At 69.7% G+C, this 14020-nt stretch carries 12 protein-coding genes; 9 read left to right on the forward strand and 3 right to left on the reverse strand.

Annotated features, from left to right (window positions below):
* Window positions 1–27: 27 nt before the first annotated feature.
* Together OOK38_RS26350 and OOK38_RS26355 are read right to left on the reverse strand one after the other, a co-directional pair.
* Window positions 28–873 (reverse strand): ABC transporter permease, encoded by an 846-nt coding sequence (locus OOK38_RS26350; RefSeq protein ID WP_266756527.1) that lies wholly within the window; start codon window positions 871–873, stop codon window positions 28–30.
* Window positions 870–1736, reverse strand: a complete 867-nt coding sequence (locus OOK38_RS26355; RefSeq protein ID WP_266756525.1) for an ABC transporter ATP-binding protein — start codon at window positions 1734–1736, stop codon at window positions 870–872. The genes OOK38_RS26350 and OOK38_RS26355 overlap by 4 nt, the downstream gene beginning before the upstream one ends.
* Before the next feature lie 140 nt (window positions 1737–1876).
* On the opposite strand from OOK38_RS26355, the gene OOK38_RS26360 reads away from it, so the two are divergent.
* The 3 genes from OOK38_RS26360 (at window position 1877) to rpsD (ending at window position 4867) form a co-directional block, all read left to right on the forward strand.
* Window positions 1877–2512 (forward strand): vitamin K epoxide reductase family protein, encoded by a 636-nt coding sequence (locus OOK38_RS26360; protein WP_266756523.1) that lies wholly within the window; start codon window positions 1877–1879, stop codon window positions 2510–2512.
* A gap of 44 nt (window positions 2513–2556) precedes the next feature.
* Window positions 2557–3912, forward strand: coding sequence for a replication-associated recombination protein A (locus tag OOK38_RS26365; RefSeq protein ID WP_266756521.1), 1356 nt, complete (start codon window positions 2557–2559; stop codon window positions 3910–3912).
* A 340-nt stretch (window positions 3913–4252) separates the two neighbouring features.
* The gene (gene rpsD / locus OOK38_RS26370; RefSeq protein WP_148007813.1) at window positions 4253–4867 is read left to right on the forward strand and encodes a 30S ribosomal protein S4; all 615 of its coding nucleotides are present in this window, start codon (window positions 4253–4255) and stop codon (window positions 4865–4867) included.
* A gap of 39 nt (window positions 4868–4906) precedes the next feature.
* Here the strand turns inward: rpsD and OOK38_RS26375 are convergent, their stop codons facing one another.
* On the reverse strand, window positions 4907–7075 hold the full coding sequence (locus tag OOK38_RS26375; RefSeq protein ID WP_266756519.1) for a regulator: 2169 nt from the start codon (window positions 7073–7075) through the stop codon (window positions 4907–4909).
* Between the two features lie 161 nt (window positions 7076–7236).
* Here OOK38_RS26375 and OOK38_RS26380 point away from each other — a divergent pair, with 161 nt between their 5' ends.
* The 6 genes from OOK38_RS26380 to OOK38_RS26405 all read left to right on the forward strand — a co-directional run bounded on the left by OOK38_RS26380 (window position 7237) and on the right by OOK38_RS26405 (window position 13977).
* Entirely contained in the window at window positions 7237–7671 is a 435-nt protein-coding gene (locus tag OOK38_RS26380) for a DUF948 domain-containing protein (RefSeq protein WP_266756517.1), read from the forward strand.
* Window positions 7672–7678: 7 nt separating this feature from the next.
* Window positions 7679–8035 carry a DUF6167 family protein gene (locus tag OOK38_RS26385; RefSeq protein WP_266756516.1) on the forward strand — a complete coding sequence of 119 codons (357 nt, stop codon included), beginning with the start codon at window positions 7679–7681 and terminating at the stop codon, window positions 8033–8035.
* On the forward strand, window positions 8035–10707 hold the full coding sequence (alaS, locus tag OOK38_RS26390; RefSeq protein ID WP_266756515.1) for an alanine--tRNA ligase: 2673 nt from the start codon (window positions 8035–8037) through the stop codon (window positions 10705–10707). The genes OOK38_RS26385 and alaS overlap by 1 nt, the downstream gene beginning before the upstream one ends.
* 11 nt (window positions 10708–10718) lie before the next feature.
* Window positions 10719–11183 carry a Holliday junction resolvase RuvX gene (gene ruvX / locus OOK38_RS26395; protein ID WP_266756513.1) on the forward strand — a complete coding sequence of 155 codons (465 nt, stop codon included), beginning with the start codon at window positions 10719–10721 and terminating at the stop codon, window positions 11181–11183.
* A 123-nt stretch (window positions 11184–11306) separates the two neighbouring features.
* On the forward strand, window positions 11307–13157 hold the full coding sequence (mltG, locus tag OOK38_RS26400; protein WP_266756511.1) for an endolytic transglycosylase MltG: 1851 nt from the start codon (window positions 11307–11309) through the stop codon (window positions 13155–13157).
* The gene (locus tag OOK38_RS26405) at window positions 13138–13977 is read left to right on the forward strand and encodes a shikimate dehydrogenase (RefSeq protein ID WP_266756509.1); all 840 of its coding nucleotides are present in this window, start codon (window positions 13138–13140) and stop codon (window positions 13975–13977) included. Before mltG ends, OOK38_RS26405 begins: the two co-directional genes overlap by 20 nt.
* Window positions 13978–14020 lie beyond the last annotated feature (43 nt).

Below are 14020 nucleotides of genomic sequence, written 5' to 3' on the forward strand. Positions count from 1 at the left end.
CCGAGTCGGGGCGCGCGGCCGGAGTCCTCATCCGTCGCGCCGGTTCTTCCATCGGAAGGTCAGCAGGCACAGCAGCAATCCTCCGACGCACCATGCCCCGAGCACCAGGGCGATCCGCCCGAACTCCCAGCCGCCCGCCTGTTCGAGGACCTGGGCGGACTCGGGCAGGAACACCCCGCGCAGCCCCTGGCACATCCACTTGAGGGGGAACAACGCGCCGATGTTCAGCATCCAGTCCGGGATGGTGTCGATGGCGATGTAGACGCCGGAGATGAACTGGAGGACCAGGAAGGGCAGGACGACCACCGACGTGGCACTCTTGCCCGACTTCGGAACCGAACTGATCGCGATGCCGAGCAGGGCGCAGGCCGTGAGCCCCAGGACGAAGACCCAGGCGAAGTCCGCCCACTTGCCGGGGTCGGAGGGCAGGTCGACGTCGTACAGCGTGGTGCCGACGAGGAGCAGGATCGCCGTCTCCAGGGCGCCCGTGGCGAGAACAAGCCATATCTTGCCGAGGAAGTACGCGGCGGGCGGCATCGGCGTCCCGCGCAGCCGGCGCAGCACCTTCTCGTCCCGCTCGATCGCGATCGAGATGCCGAGGGACTGGAAGCTGGTCGACATGATGCCCGCGGCCATCATCGCCGGGACGTACAGCTGCGAGGCGGTGATGCCCGCGCCCGCCACGTCGTCGCTGAAGATCGACGCGAACAGGAACAGGAAGACGACCGGGAAGGCGAAGGTGAACATCACCTGGTCGCGCTGCCGGAAGAACTGCCGGATCTCCAGGGCGCCGCGCCGCAGCCCCAGCCCCCAGGCACCGGGCAGCCTGCCCGCCGCGGTCTTCGTGCGCACGCGTACGTCGGTGGTGGTCATCGCGCGTCCTCCAGGCCGGTCAGTCGCAGATAGACGTCCTCAAGGGTGGGGCGGCTCACCCGGAGCCCCGGGATCTCCCCGTCGAAGCGGCGCGTGAGCGCGGCGACGGTCCTGGTGGGGGTGTCCGTGCGTTCGCTGCGCGGGCTGCCGTCGGCCTCCGTCCACTCGACCGTGGCCTCGGTGCCGAAGCGCTCGCGGAGCGCGGCCGGTTCGCCCTCGGCGACGACACGGCCCCGCGCGACGACCGCCAGCCGGTCCGCGAGGGCTTCCGCCTCCTCCAGGTAGTGCGTGGTCAGCAGGATGGTCGTGCCCTCGTCGGCCAGCTTGCGGATCAGGTCCCAGAACTGCCGTCGCGCCGCCGGGTCGAAGCCCGTCGTCGGCTCGTCCAGGAGGAGCAGTTCGGGGCCGCCGATCACGCCGAGGGCCACATCGAGCCGTCGCCGCTGACCGCCCGACAGGGACTTGATCCTGCTGTCCGCCTTCTCCTCCAGACCGACCAGGCCGATGACTTCCTCCGGATCGCGAGGATTCGGGTAATAACGGGAGAAATGCCGCACCGTCTCGCCCACCGTCAACTCGGCGGGCGCGGATTCGTCCTGCCAGACGATTCCGACACGAGACCGCCACGCGCGCGAGGCGGTCGCCGGGTCCGAGCCGAGCACGGAGACCTCGCCCGCGTCCCGACGGCGGTTGCCCTGAAGGATCTCCACAGTGGTGCTCTTGCCCGCCCCGTTCGGTCCGAGCAGGCCGAACACCTCGCCCCGCCGGATGCCGAGATCGATGCCGTCGACGGCGGTCACGTCCCCGTACTGCTTGCGCAGCCCCCGTACGTCCACCGCGAGCCGGTCCGCGTCTGTTGTCATGACGGCGAGCCTCCCGCCGAACCGAACGCTCCGGGACGACCGTGCGTACCTTCTTATGTCCACCGAACGGTGGACAAGCGGGCGCGTGCGGCACAATGAGCCTGCCCCGCAGGCCCCTTCGAAGCTACGGAAACGGCGTGATGAGCAAGACGACAGTCAAGGACATCCCGACCGACCAGGAACGCCCCGCCGCTCCGCGGACGGCCGGCGGCAGCCGTGCCCTCGCCCTGCTGCTGGTGATCACGGGCGCGGCCGGCCTCCTTGCCGCGTGGGTCATCACGATCGACAAGTTCAAGCTGCTGGAGAACCCGAACTTCGTCCCGGGGTGCAGCCTGAACCCGGTCGTCTCCTGCGGCAACATCATGAAGAGCGACCAGGCCTCGGCCTTCGGGTTCCCGAATCCCATGCTGGGTCTCGTCGCCTACGGCATCGTGATCGGCGTCGGTGTGAGCCTGCTCGCCCGGGCCACCTTCCCGCGCTGGTACTGGCTGACCTTCAACGCGGGCACGCTCTTCGGCGTCGGATTCTGCACCTGGCTCCAGTTCCAGTCGCTGTACCGGATCAACTCGCTGTGTCTGTGGTGCAGCCTCGCCTGGGTCGCCACGATCATCATGTTCTGGTACGTGACCTCCTTCAACGTCCGCAACGGCTTCCTGCCCGCCCCGCGCTGGATGAAGAGCTTCTTCGGCGAGTTCACCTGGGTCCTGCCGACGCTGCACATCGGCATCATCGGGATGCTGATCCTGACCCGCTGGTGGGACTTCTGGACCAGCTGACGGTCCCGCGGGGATTGTCAGTGGGGTGACATAGGGTTTCGGACGTGGAGCCCGACCTGTTCACCGCCGCCGCCGAAGAGCGCCAGGAGAAGGACCCGTCCGCCAGCCCGCTGGCGGTGCGGATGCGCCCGCGTACCCTCGACGAGGTCGTGGGGCAGCAGCATCTGCTGAAGCCGGGCTCGCCCCTGCGCAGACTCGTCGCCGAGGGGAGCGGCGGCCCCGCCGGACCGTCCTCGGTGATCCTCTGGGGCCCCCCGGGCACCGGCAAGACGACCCTCGCGTATGTCGTCTCCAAGGCCACCGACAAGCGCTTCGTCGAGCTCTCCGCGATCACCGCGGGCGTCAAGGAAGTGCGCGCGGTCATCGAAGGAGCCCGCCGCGCCACCGGCGGCTACGGCAAGGAGACCGTCCTCTTCCTGGACGAGATCCACCGCTTCAGCAAGGCCCAGCAGGACTCCCTCCTCCCGGCCGTGGAGAACCGCTGGGTGACGCTGATCGCCGCGACCACCGAGAACCCGTACTTCTCGGTGATCTCGCCGCTGCTCTCCCGCTCCCTCCTGCTCACCCTCGAACCCCTCACCGACGACGACCTGCGCGGTCTGCTGCGCCGGGCGCTCGCCGACGAGCGCGGTCTCAAGGAGGCGGTCGCCCTCCCCGAGGACGCCGAGGAGCACCTGCTGCGGATCGCCGGCGGCGACGCCCGCCGCGCCCTGACCGCCCTGGAGGCCGCGGCCGGCGCGGCGCTCGACAAGGGCGAGCCGGAGATCACCCTCCAGACGCTGGAGGAGACGGTCGACCGCGCCGCCGTGAAGTACGACCGCGACGGCGACCAGCACTACGACGTGGCGAGCGCCCTCATCAAGTCCATCCGCGGCTCCGACGTGGACGCCGCCCTGCACTACCTGGCCCGGATGATCGAGGCGGGCGAGGACCCCCGCTTCATCGCCCGCCGCCTGATGATCTCCGCCAGCGAGGACATCGGCCTGGCAGACCCGAACGCGCTGCCCATAGCCGTCGCCGCCGCCCAGGCCGTCGCGATGATCGGGTTCCCCGAGGCGGCGCTCACCCTCAGCCACGCCACGATCGCCCTCGCCCTGGCCCCGAAGTCCAACGCGGCGACCATGGCGATCGGCGCCGCGATGGAGGACGTGCGCAAGGGCCACGCCGGCCCGGTGCCGACGCATCTGCGCGACGGGCACTACAAGGGCGCGGCCAAGCTCGGGCACGCCCAGGGGTACGTGTATCCGCACGACCTGCCGGAGGGCATCGCCGCCCAGCAGTACGCGCCGGAGGAGCTCAAGGACCGGGAGTACTACACACCGACCCGGCACGGCTCCGAGGCGCGCTACGCCGACGCGGTGGAGTGGACCAGGAAGCGCCTCGGTAGAGGACGCTCCTGAGCACCCTGTACGATGTCTCGAAGCGCTGAGTCCCGTGTCCGGCTCCGGTCGGCACCACCAGAACGGGACATCCAGCCGGAGCCCCCGCCTCCACGGGGGGATTCCAGGAGCGTCGCGCACCGTCGAAGGTGTCGCGGGCAGCCCATCACCACCCGGATCTCCGGGACCGGTCGGTGGGCCACTCGCGTGCTGCACTTATGTGCCCAGACCCAGGAGCGGCTGCCCGCCCCGTCCCCGTGGATCTTCACGGCGGCGAGGAGGGTTTCCCGGGCTGCGGATTGCGACCTCCCCTAACCCTGGTGAAGCCGTATTCGCATCAGAGACATGAGGTGTTTGGTTCATGGCGAACCAGTCCCGCCCCAAGGTCAAGAAGTCGCGTGCCCTCGGCATCGCGCTGACCCCGAAGGCCGTCAAGTACTTCGAGGCCCGCCCCTACCCGCCGGGCGAGCACGGCCGCGGCCGCAAGCAGAACTCGGACTACAAGGTCCGTCTGCTCGAGAAGCAGCGTCTGCGCGCGCAGTACGACGTGTCCGAGCGCCAGCTCGTCCGCGCCTACGAGCGTGCCGCCAAGACGCAGGGCAAGACCGGTGAGGCTCTGGTCATCGAGCTGGAGCGTCGTCTCGACGCGCTGGTCCTTCGTTCGGGCATCGCCCGCACGATCTACCAGGCCCGCCAGATGGTCGTCCACGGCCACATCGAGGTCAACGGCGGCAAGGTCGACAAGCCGTCGTTCCGTGTCCGTCCCGACGACGTCGTGATGGTCCGCGAGCGCAGCCGCAGCAAGACGCTGTTCGAGGTCGCCCGTGCCGGTGGGTTCGCCCCCGACGGCGAGACCCCGCGCTACCTCCAGGTGAACCTCGCCGCCCTGGCCTTCCGCCTGGACCGTGAGCCGAACCGCAAGGAGATCCCGGTGATCTGCGACGAGCAGCTCGTCGTCGAGTACTACGCCCGCTGATCTTCTTCCGGCGGACGTAGCACCACCTGCGCGTCAGTGTCAGCCCGTCGTCTCCCCGCCCTTCGAGGTGGGCGAGACGGCGGGCTTTCGCATGTCCGGAGGCAGCCTGCGCGGCGACGGCACCGCCCCGAGCGGCAGAGCCCCCGCCCCGCCGAGCGCACGGGCGACCGCCGCGTCCTGCCCAAGCAGCTCTCCCGCCCGTACGCACTCCTCGTACCGTTCGTCGCCCAGCCGCTGCCGGGCCAGGGCGGCGCAGCGCTCGTGCGGCGCGTTGTAGTACGCCGAGCCGAACAGCGGCAGGCCCACCGACGGCCACATCCGCGATGCCGCCCCCTGGAGCAGCGCCGCCTCCGCCGGATCGCCCTCCACCGCCGTGACCAGGGCGAGCAGCTCGACCGCGAGGACGGCGCCGAGCAGATCGTGGAAGGTGTGCGCGATACCGAGGCTCTGCTCCAGGAGGTCGCGGGCACGGACCTGATCGCCCTGGACCTGGGCCTCGTACGCCAGGACGTACAGCGCGTACGCCAGCGCCCAGCGTTCCCCGTGGTCCTCGCAGACCCGGCGGACGTCCTCGCACAGCTTCACCGCGCCCGGCAGATCGCCCTGGAAGGCGAGCGCCATCGCCAGCTCGACCTGGCCCATCAGGACATTGCTGTTGAGCTCGCCGATCTCGTGATAGCGGTCCAGCGCCGAGCGCAGCAGGGTCTCGGCGCGCGTCATGTCGTCCGTGACCAGGGCCAGACAGCCGGTGCGATGCTCGGCGTAGGCGACCGCCACGGCGTTCTTGGAGCGTTCCGCCTCCTCGCGGCACTCCTGGAGCGCGGACAGGGCGGGCACCGCGTCGCCCTGGAGGACCGCCACATAGCCGAGCACCCACAGGGCCTTCAGCCGTGACTGATCACGGTCGCCGTCGAGTTCGACACTGCGCTCCAGCCAGTGCCGGCCCTCCGAGAGCCGGCCGCAGCCGACCCAGTAGAACCACAGGGCACCCGCCAGGTACTGGCCCAGATGCGCCTCGTCCGGCTCGGTGAGCGAGTACTCCAGCGCGCAGCGCAGATTGGGCAGTTCCGTCTCGACGCGGACCGCCACCTCGCCCTGCCGCGGCGAGAACCAGTCCAGTTCGCACCAGGTGGCCAGTCCCATGTACCAGTCGCGGTGGCGGCGGCGCAGCCGCTCCGCGTCACCCGTCGCCGCCAGCCAGTCCGCGCCGTAGGCCCGGACCGTGTCCAGCATCCGGTAGCGCACCCCCGCCGCCGTCTCCTCGCGCGACAGCACCGACTGCGCGAGCAGGGCGCCGAGCACGTCGAGGACGTCGTCGGCGGGCAGTCCGTCCCCGCTGCACACGTACTCGGCGGCCTCCAGGTCGAACTGCCCGGCGAACACCGACAGCCGTGACCACAGCAGCCGTTCCTCCGGCGTGCACAGTTCATGGCTCCAGCCGATCGCCGTCCGCAGCGTCTGGTGCCGGGGCGGCGCGTCACGCCCCCCACCGGTGAGCAGCCGGAACCGGTCCTCCAGCCGGGCGAGCAGCTGAGCGGGGGAGAGGGCGCTGAGACGTCCGGCCGCCAGTTCCAGTGCCAGCGGGATTCCGTCCAGGCGCCGGCACAGCTCCTGTACGTCCGACCGGTTCCCGTCGTCCAGCGTGAACCCGGGCACCCGGGCCGCCGCCCGGTCCGCGAACAGCTCCGCCGCCTCCGCCGCGGCCAGCGGAGCCAGCGGGAACACCCGTTCACCCGCGACGTCCAGCGGTCTGCGGCCGACGGCCAGCACCCGCAGCCCGGGCGACCGCCGCAGCAACTCGCCCACCAGCGAGGCGCTCACCTCCACCAGATGCTCGAAACCGTCCAGGACGAGGAGGAGCCGCCGTCCGGCGAGATGGTCGAGCAGCACCTGCCGCGGGGGCTTCGCGGTGTGGTCCGTCAGTCCGAGCGCCTCGACCACCGCGTACTCGACGAGTTCCTGGTCGTGCACCGCGGACAGGTCCACGCGCCACACACCGTCGCGCACATCCGTCCGCGCCGCCGCGTGGGCCGCGAACCGTGACTTGCCGACGCCTCCCATGCCGGTCACGGTGACCAGGCGGACCGTCTTCAGCACCTCGGCCAGCCGCACGAGTTCGGTGGAGCGTCCTACGAACGCGTCGAGTTCCAGGGGCAGATTGCCGGGATCCGCAGGACCGGAGGACCGGGCGCGGTGAGAACGCGTCATGAAATACGGAGCGTACTGGCCTGCTAGCACTCCGTACAATCGCTTCGGGCAAGTCCACGCCCCGGCGCCGTTAATGCGGTACGGAGCGGCGGCCCCGGCGCGATAGGGTCGGGTGACGACTTTTCGATGTTCAGGCACGCAGTCAGGGAGCGGGTGCAACAGTGTCCGGTGGTGAGGTGGCCGGGATTCTGGTGGCCGTCTTCTGGGCGATCCTGGTCTCCTTCCTCGCCGTCGCGCTGGCGAGGCTGGCCCAGACGCTCAGGGCGACCACCAAGCTCGTGGCGGACGTGACCGACCAGGCCGTCCCGCTCCTGGCGGACGCATCGGCGGCGGTGCGCTCCGCGCAGACGCAGATCGAGCGCGTCGACGCCATCGCGTCGGACGTCCAGGAGGTCACGTCGAACGCGTCCGCGCTGTCGACGACCGTCGCCTCCACGTTCGGCGGCCCGCTGGTCAAGGTCGCGGCGTTCGGCTACGGCGTGCGCCGGGCCATCGGAGGCCGTCGTGAGAATGTGCCCGACAAAGCGTCCCGGCGTACCGTGATCGTGGGCCGCACCGTCCCGTCCGCGCGGCGGGGAAAGCGGAAGAAGGACTGACGCAGCGATGTTCCGCCGTACGTTCTGGTTCACCGCAGGCGCAGCCGCGGGTGTATGGGCCACCACCAAAGTCAACCGCAAGCTCAAGAAGCTGACCCCCGAGAGCCTCGCGGCACAGGCCGCCAACAAGGCGATCGACGCGGGCCACCGGCTCAAGGAGTTCGCGCTCGACGTCCGCGACGGGATGGCCCAGCGAGAGGCCGAACTCGGCGAGGTGCTCGGTCTGAACGAGCGCCCGGACCCCGAACTGCCCGCGCAGCGCCGTATCGCCGCGATCGGCGACGGCAAGCAGCTCGGCAACAACAAGCAGATCAAGTACATCGAGAACACGACGTACACGTACAACCGGAATGAGGACCACTGATGGAGTCGGCTGAAATCCGCCGCCGCTGGTTGAGCTTCTACGAGGAGCGCGGTCACACCGTCGTCCCTTCGGCGTCGCTCATCGCGGACGACCCGACTCTGCTCCTCGTCCCCGCCGGCATGGTCCCCTTCAAGCCGTACTTCCTCGGCGAGGTCAAGCCGCCGTGGTCGCGCGCCACCAGCGTGCAGAAGTGCGTGCGCACACCCGACATCGAAGAGGTCGGCAAGACCACGCGGCACGGCACGTTCTTCCAGATGTGCGGCAACTTCTCCTTCGGCGACTACTTCAAAGAAGGCGCCATCACCTACGCCTGGGAGCTGCTCACCTCGCCCCAGGACAAGGGTGGTTACGGCCTCGACCCCGAGCGTCTGTGGATCACGGTCTACCTCGACGACGACGAGGCCGAGACCATCTGGCGCGACAAGATCGGCGTCCCGGCCGAGCGCATCCAGCGCCTCGGCAAGAAGGACAACTACTGGTCCATGGGCGTCCCGGGCCCCTGCGGCCCGTGTTCCGAGATCAACTACGACCGCGGCCCCGAGTTCGGCGTCGAGGGCGGCCCGGCCGTCAACGACGAGCGCTACGTGGAGATCTGGAACCTGGTCTTCATGCAGTACGAGCGCGGCGAGGGCCTCTCGAAGGACGACTTCGAGATCCTCGGCGACCTGCCCAGCAAGAACATCGACACCGGCCTCGGCATGGAACGCCTCGCCATGATTCTGCAGGGCGTGCAGAACATGTACGAGATCGACACTTCCATGGCCGTCATCAAGAAGGCCACCGAGCTGACGGGCGTCGAGTACGGCGCCGCCCACGACTCCGACGTCTCGCTGCGCGTGGTCACCGACCACATGCGCACCTCCGTGATGCTGATCGGCGACGGCGTGAGCCCCGGCAACGAGGGCCGCGGCTATGTGCTGCGCCGCATCATGCGCCGCGCCATCCGCAACATGCGGCTGCTCGGTGCCACCGGTCCCGTCGTCAAGGACCTCATCGACGTCGTGATCGAGATGATGGGCCAGCAGTACCCGGAGCTGGTCAGCGACCGGCAGCGGATCGAGACCGTGGCCCTCGCCGAGGAGGCCGCCTTCCTCAAGACGCTGAAGGCCGGCACGAACATCCTCGACACGGCCATCACCGACACCAAGGAGTCCGGCGGCACGGTCCTCGCCGGCGACAAGGCCTTCCTGCTCCACGACACGTGGGGCTTCCCGATCGACCTCACCCTCGAAATGGCCGCCGAACAGGGCCTGTCGGTGGACGAGGACGGCTTCCGCCGTCTGATGAAGGAGCAGCGGGACAAGGCCAAGGCCGACGCCCGCGCCAAGAAGACCGGTCACGCCGACCTCGGCGCCTACCGTCAGATCGCCGACGCCGCCGGCGAGACCGACTTCATCGGCTACGACCGCACCGAGGCCGAGTCGACGGTCGTCGGCATCCTCGTCGACGGTGTCTCCTCCCCGGCCGCCACCGAGGGCGACGAGGTCGAGATCGTCCTCGACCGCACCCCGTTCTACGCCGAGGGCGGCGGTCAGATCGGTGACACGGGCCGCATCCGCGTCGACACCGGTGCCGTCATCGAGATCCGCGACTGCCAGAAGCCCGTCCCGGGCGTGTACGTCCACAAGGGCGTCGTCCAGGTCGGCGAGGTCACCGTCGGCGCCAAGGCCCAGGCCACCATCGACGTACGCCGTCGTACGGCCATCGCCCGCGCCCACTCGGCCACGCACCTCACGCACCAGGCGCTGCGCGACGCTCTCGGCCCGACGGCCGCCCAGGCCGGTTCCGAGAACCAGCCCGGCCGCTTCCGCTTCGACTTCGGCTCCCCGTCCGCCGTCCCGACGGCCGTGATGACCGATGTCGAGCAGCAGATCAACGAGGTGCTCGCCCGCGACCTGGACGTGCACGCCGAGATCCTGAGCCTCGACGAGGCCAAGAAGCAGGGCGCCATCGCCGAGTTCGGCGAGAAGTACGGCGAGCGCGTCCGCGTCGTGACCATCGGCGACTTCTCCAAGGAGCTGTGCGGCGGCACCCACGTGCACAACACCTCCCAGCTCGGCCTGGTCAAGCTGCTCGGCGAGTCGTCCATCGGCTCCGGCGTGCGGCGCATCGAGGCCCTGGTCGGCGTCGACGCGTACAACTTCCTCGCCCGTGAGCACACGGTCGTCGCCCAGCTCCAGGAACTGGTCAAGGGCCGCCCGGAGGAGCTTCCGGAGAAGGTCTCCGCCATGCTCGGCAAGCTGAAGGACGCCGAGAAGGAGATCGAGAAGTTCCGCGCGGAGAAGGTCCTCCAGGCCGCCGCCGGTCTCGTCGAGTCCGCCAAGGACGTCAACGGCGTCGCGCTGGTCACCGGCCAGGTCCCGGACGGCACAGGCGCCGACGACCTGCGCAAGCTGGTCCTCGACGTGCGCGGCCGCATCCAGGGCGGACGGGCCGCCGTGGTGGCCCTGTTCACGGTCGCGGGCGGCAAGCCCCTGACGGTCATCGCCACCAACGAGGCCGCCCGCGAGCGCGGTCTGAAGGCCGGTGAACTGGTCCGCGCCGCCGCCAAGACGCTCGGCGGCGGCGGTGGCGGCAAGCCGGACGTCGCCCAGGGTGGCGGCCAGAACCCCGCCGCCATCGGTGACGCCATCGACGCGGTCCAGCGCCTCGTCGCCGAGACGGCCAAGTAGAGGCCGCGGACATGCGCAGAGGACGTCGGCTCGCGATCGACGTCGGGGACGCCCGGATCGGGGTCGCCTCGTGCGACCCCGACGGGATCCTCGCGACACCGGTGGAGACGGTCCCGGGACGTGACATCCCGGCCGCCCACCGCCGGTTGCGGCAGCTCGTCGAGGAGTATGAGCCGATCGAGGTCGTCGTCGGGCTCCCTCGCTCCCTCAAGGGGGGCGAGGGCCCCGCCGCGGTCAAGGTCCGTGCCTTCGCCCAGGAGCTCGCGGGCGGGATCGCTCCCGTTCCGGTGCGGCTCGTGGACGAGCGAATGACCACGGTCACGGCCAGTCAGGGCCTGCGCGCCTCGGGCGTGAAATCGAAGAAAGGCCGGTCGGTGATCGACCAGGCCGCCGCCGTCGTCATTCTCCAGCAGGCGCTGGAATCCGAACGAGTGTCAGGCAAGTCTCCCGGCGAGGGCGTCGAAGTGGTCATGTGATCGCGATACGGTAACGTTCCGCCCGATGCGGTGGTGTTCGAACAGCCCTCGCACATTAAAGAGGCGGACGGGAGCCGAGCCAATGGAGCCGGCCGCTGCCGGCTCGCGGCTCGTAGGGGATCGATGACTGAGTATGGCCGGGGCCCAGGCTCCGAACCGTGGCATCCGGAGGACCCGTTGTACGGGGACGTCGGATGGGGCGGACAGGCCGCCGACGGCCAGTCCGCCTACGACGGCGGCCAGCCGCAGCACTATCCGCAGCAGCAGGCGCAGCAGGGCGACTGGGGCCAGGGTCAGCAGCAGTACCCGGGGCAGGGCCAGCAGCAGTACCCCGGCCAGGGGCAGCAGTACCCGGGTCAGGGGCAGCAGCAGTACCAGGACCAGCAGCAGTACCCCGGCCAGGGCCAGCAGCAGTACCAGGGTCAGCAGCAGTACCCCGGCCAGGGCCAGCATGGGTACGCGGACCAGGGACAGCAGCAGTACAACGGTCAGGGTCAGCAGCAGTACCCCGGACAGGGCCAGCAGCAGTACCCGTCCCAGGGCGGGCAGCAGCAGTACACCGACGGCGGCTGGAACACCGGGGCACAGCCTCAGATGCCGTACGCCGCCGACCCGGCCGACCCCTACGCGGGCCAGTACGCCGGTGAGCAGCCCGACTACTACGGCACCCCGGACGCCTACCCGCCGCCCGAGCCGCCGGCCCGGCGCCGTGCCGAGCCCGAGCCGGAGCGCGCGCCCGAACCCGAGCCGAAGCCGGACTGGGATCCGGGACCGGACCAGGGCGAGCACGCGTTCTTCGCCGGTGGCGACGATGACGACGACTTCGACGACGATGACGACCCGAAGGGCCGCCGGGGCCGCGGTGACCGCAAGGACCGGGGCGGCGGCAAGGGCAAGAAGCGCCGCAGTGGCTGCGCCTGCCTGGTGGTCGTCATGGTCTTCGGAGGCGGTCTCGCCGGCGCCGGATATTTCGGCTATCAGTACTACCAAAATCGTTTCGGCTCCGCTCCCGACTACTCGGGCGAGGGCACGGGACAGGTGCCCGTCGAGATCACCAAGGGCCAGGGTGGCTACGCGATCGGCCAGAAGCTCAAGGATCTCGGTGTCGTCAAGAGCGTGGACGCTTTCGTCTCCGCTCAGGCGGATAATCCCAAGGGCAAGTCGATTCAGGCGGGCGCCTATCTCCTGCGGAAGGGGATGTCGGCCTCGAGCGCCGTCGCGTTGATGCTCGACCCCAAGAGCCAGAACAACGTGGTCGTGTTTCCCGGTGCCCGCAATTCCCAGGTGTACGCGGCGATCGACAAGAAGCTCGGACTTTCCCGCGGCACCACCGCCAAGGTCGCGAAGAAGGAATACAAGAGCCTGGGGCTCCCGAAGTGGGCGAACACCGACAAGGACATAAAGGATCCGCTGGAAGGATTCCTCTACCCGCTCACGTATCCCGCCGCCAAGGGCATGAAGCCCGAGACCGTGCTGAAGAGCATGGTCGCGCAGGCCAACAAGAAGTACGCGGCGATGGAACTCGAAGCGAAGGCGAAGGCCTTCAAGCTCGACGATCCGTTGCAGGTGATCACGGTCGCGAGCCTCGTCCAGGCCGAGGGCAAGACGCACGACGACTACCGCAAGATGGCCGAGGTCGTCTACAACCGCCTGAAGATCACCAATACCGAGACCAACCAGAAGCTGCAGTTCGACTCGACCTTCAATTACCTGAAGGGCCAGAGTAAGATCAACATTGGCGAGTCCGAGATCAACAGCAATCCGGACCCGTACAACACGTATTACCACAGGGGCCTGCCGCCCGGTCCGATCGGCAACCCGGACGACGATGCCTTCAGGGCGGTGTTCAACCCCACGAAGGACGGCTGGATGTATTTCGTGGCGACCGACGGTCAGAACAATACGGAATTCGCCAAGACGCTGGCCCAGTTCGAGAAACTCAAGGACAAATTCAATGCCAGCTCGGGCAACTGACGCTCGCCGGGCTGCTGTGCTCGGTTCGCCGATCGCGCACTCCCTCTCGCCGGTGCTGCATCGCGCCGCGTACCGCGAGCTGGGCCTCGGGGACTGGACGTACGACCGCTTCGAGATCGACGAGGCGGCGCTGCCCGCTTTCGTCGAGGGACTCGGACCGGAGTGGGCCGGGCTGTCGCTGACCATGCCGCTGAAGCGGGCCGTGATGCCGCTGGTCGACGAGATCAGCGAGACGGCCGCTTCCGTCGAGGCGGTCAACACCGTCGTGTTCACGGAGGACGGGCGGCGCGTCGGCGACAACACCGACATCCCCGGGATGGTCGCCGCGCTGCGCGAGCGGGGCATCGAGCAGGTCGACTCCGCCGCCGTTCTCGGTGCCGGCGCCACCGCCTCCTCCGCGCTGGCTGCCCTCGCCCGGATCTGCACCGGCGAGGTCGTCGCGTACGTCCGCAGCAAGGAGCGGGCCGCCGAGATGCGGCAGTGGGGCGAGCGGCTCGACATCGAGGTGCGCACCGAGGACTGGGCGGACGCGGAACAGGCCCTGCGGGCGCCGCTGGTGATCGCCACGACTCCGGCGGGGACCACGGACGCGCTGGCCGCCGCCGCTCCGGAGCGCCCCGCGACCCTCTTCGACGTGCTGTACGACCCCTGGCCGACCGCTCTCGCGGCGCGCTGGTCGGCGTACGGCGGAGCCGTGGTCGGCGGACTCGACCTGCTCGTGCACCAGGCGGTGCTCCAGGTAGAGCAGATGACCGGGCGCACGCCCGCGCCGCTCGGCGCCATGCGCAAGGCGGGCGAACACGCGCTGGCGGCCCGGTAGGCGACCCCGGTCGAGGCCGTGACGCTTCCCGGGATGCCCGCCG

The organism is Streptomyces sp. NBC_00568 (assembly GCF_026341855.1).
Lineage (GTDB): Bacteria > Actinomycetota > Actinomycetes > Streptomycetales > Streptomycetaceae > Streptomyces.

What these genes read in the sequence shown, in the direction of transcription:
- OOK38_RS26350 (WP_266756527.1), bottom strand. Translation starts at nt 873, where the DNA reads ATGACCACCACCGACGTACGCGTGCGCACGAAGACCGCGGCGGGCAGG.
- OOK38_RS26355 (WP_266756525.1), bottom strand. Translation starts at nt 1,736, where the DNA reads ATGACAACAGACGCGGACCGGCTCGCGGTGGACGTACGGGGGCTGCGC.
- OOK38_RS26360 (WP_266756523.1), top strand. Translation starts at nt 1,877, where the DNA reads ATGAGCAAGACGACAGTCAAGGACATCCCGACCGACCAGGAACGCCCC.
- rpsD (WP_148007813.1), top strand. Translation starts at nt 4,253, where the DNA reads ATGGCGAACCAGTCCCGCCCCAAGGTCAAGAAGTCGCGTGCCCTCGGC.
- OOK38_RS26375 (WP_266756519.1), bottom strand. Translation starts at nt 7,075, where the DNA reads ATGACGCGTTCTCACCGCGCCCGGTCCTCCGGTCCTGCGGATCCCGGC.
- OOK38_RS26385 (WP_266756516.1), top strand. Translation starts at nt 7,679, where the DNA reads ATGTTCCGCCGTACGTTCTGGTTCACCGCAGGCGCAGCCGCGGGTGTA.
- alaS (WP_266756515.1), top strand. Translation starts at nt 8,035, where the DNA reads ATGGAGTCGGCTGAAATCCGCCGCCGCTGGTTGAGCTTCTACGAGGAG.
- ruvX (WP_266756513.1), top strand. Translation starts at nt 10,719, where the DNA reads ATGCGCAGAGGACGTCGGCTCGCGATCGACGTCGGGGACGCCCGGATC.
- mltG (WP_266756511.1), top strand. Translation starts at nt 11,307, where the DNA reads ATGACTGAGTATGGCCGGGGCCCAGGCTCCGAACCGTGGCATCCGGAG.
- OOK38_RS26405 (WP_266756509.1), top strand. Translation starts at nt 13,138, where the DNA reads ATGCCAGCTCGGGCAACTGACGCTCGCCGGGCTGCTGTGCTCGGTTCG.